This is a genomic window from Mesorhizobium sp. M5C.F.Ca.IN.020.32.2.1, assembly GCF_004023105.1.
In the GTDB taxonomy this organism is placed as follows: domain Bacteria; phylum Pseudomonadota; class Alphaproteobacteria; order Rhizobiales; family Rhizobiaceae; genus Mesorhizobium; species Mesorhizobium wenxiniae.
The window spans coordinates 1-2,459 of the sequence record NZ_RZSX01000896.1 but is presented as its reverse complement, the minus strand read 5'-3'; the positions used below and the strand labels follow the sequence as shown (position 1 = coordinate 2,459).

General features: G+C 64.2%; 1 protein-coding gene. It reads left to right on the top strand.

Features of this window, described 5'->3' with window-relative positions:
* A partial coding sequence (gene secA, locus EOA86_RS30530; protein WP_128345026.1) for a preprotein translocase subunit SecA occupies positions 1-2,459 on the top strand: 2,459 nt, incomplete at both ends.

Here is a 2,459-nt window from a genome sequence, read left to right as displayed (position 1 = left end):
CGTGCGCGAGGCGGCGCGCCGCGTGCTCGGCATGCGCCCGTTCGACGTGCAGCTGATCGGCGGCATGGTGCTGCACAATGGCGGCATCGCCGAGATGCGCACCGGCGAGGGCAAGACGCTGGTCGCCACGTTGCCGGTCTATCTCAACGCGCTCGCCGGCAAGGGCGTCCATGTCGTCACCGTCAACGACTATCTTGCCACGCGCGACTCCGAATGGATGGGCCGCGTCTACAAATTCCTCGGCCTTACCGTCGGCGTCATCGTCCATGGCCTGTCCGACGAGCAACGCGCCGCCGCCTATGCCGCCGACGTCACCTACGCCACCAACAACGAGCTCGGCTTCGACTATCTGCGCGACAACATGAAATTCGAGCGCGCCCAGATGGTGCAGCGCGGCCACAGCTACGCGATCGTCGACGAGGTCGACTCCATCCTGGTCGACGAGGCGCGCACGCCGCTGATCATTTCCGGTCCGCTCGAGGACCGTTCGGAAATGTACAACACCATCGATGCCTTCATGCTGAAGCTCGAGCCGGCCGACTACGAGATCGATGAGAAGCAGAAGACCTCGATCTTCACCGAGGAGGGCACCGAGAAGCTGGAAAACCTTCTGCGCGACGCCGGCCTGCTCAAGGGCGAGTCGCTCTACGACGTCGAGAACGTCGCCATCGTCCACCACGTCAACAATGCCCTGAAGGCGCACCAGCTGTTCCAGAAGGACAAGGACTATATCGTGCGCAACGGCGAGATCGTCATCATCGACGAATTCACCGGCCGCATGATGCCGGGCCGCCGCTATTCGGAAGGCCTGCACCAGGCACTCGAAGCCAAGGAGCATGTGGCGATCCAGCCGGAGAACCAGACGCTCGCCTCCGTCACCTTCCAGAACTATTTCCGCCTCTACAAGAAGCTCGCCGGCATGACCGGCACAGCGCTGACCGAGGCCGAGGAGTTCGGCAATATCTACGGCCTCGAAGTCACCGAGATCCCGACCAATCTGCCGGTGGTCCGTGTCGACGAGGACGACGAGGTCTACCGGACCGTCGAGGAGAAGTACAAGGCGATCATCAAGGAGATCAAGGAAGCCCGCGCCAAGGGCCAGCCGACGCTGGTCGGCACCACCTCGATCGAGAAGTCCGAGCAGCTGGCCGCGCGTCTGCGCAAGGAAGGTTTTACAGATTTCGAGGTGCTGAACGCCCGCCATCACGAGCGTGAGGCGGCGATCGTCGCCCAGGCGGGAAAACCCGGTGCCATCACCATCGCCACCAACATGGCCGGCCGCGGCACCGACATCCAGCTCGGCGGCAATGCCGACATGCGCATCGCCGAGGAGCTTGGCGATATGCCTGAAGGCCCCGAGCGCGAAGCCAGGGAAAAGGCGATCCGCGACGACGTCGCCCGGCTGAAGGAAAAGGCGCTGGCCGCCGGCGGCCTGTACGTGCTCGCCACCGAACGCCACGAGTCGCGCCGCATCGACAACCAGTTGCGCGGCCGCTCAGGCCGCCAGGGCGATCCCGGCCGCTCAAAATTCTTCCTGTCGCTGCAGGACGATCTGATGCGCATCTTCGGCTCCGAGCGCATGGACGGCATGCTGCAGAAGCTCGGCCTCAAGGAAGACGAGGCGATCATCCACCCCTGGATCAACAAGGCGCTGGAAAAAGCGCAGAAGAAGGTCGAGGCGCGCAATTTCGACATTCGCAAGAACCTGCTGAAATATGACGACGTCTCGAACGACCAGCGAAAGGTGGTGTTCGAGCAGCGCCTCGAGCTGATGGACGGTGAAGGCCTGTCCGAGACCATCGCCGAGATGCGCGAGGGCGTCATCGAGGAGATCGTCGCCAAGGCCATTCCCGAAAACGCTTACGCCGAGCAGTGGAACGTCGCCGGCCTCAAGGCCGAGGTCGCCGAATTCCTCAATCTCGACCTGCCGATCGAGGACTGGGTCAAGGAAGAGGGCATTGCCGAGGACGACATCCGCGAGCGCATCAGCCAGGCCGCCGAGACCGCCGCGAAAGAGCGTGCCGAGCGCTTCGGCCCCGACGTGATGACCTATGTCGAGCGCTCAGTGGTGCTGCAGACGCTCGACCATCTGTGGCGCGAGCACATCGTCAACCTCGACCATCTGCGCTCGGTCGTCGGCTTCCGCGGCTACGCCCAGCGCGACCCGCTGCAGGAATACAAGGGCGAGGCGTTCGAGCTGTTCCAGGCGATGCTCGGCAATCTGCGCCAGGCCGTCACCGCGCAATTGATGCGCGTCGAGCTGGTCCGCCATGCTGCTGAAGCCCCGCCGCCCGAGGCGCCCGACATGTTCGGCAGCCATCTCGACGGCACCACCGGCGAGGACGATTTTAACGGCGGCGAGACCGGGCTTCTGGTCCGCCAGGAGACGAATGCCATCGTCGCCCCCGAAAACCGCGACCCGAACAACCCGGCAAGCTGGGGCAAGGTCGGCCGCAACG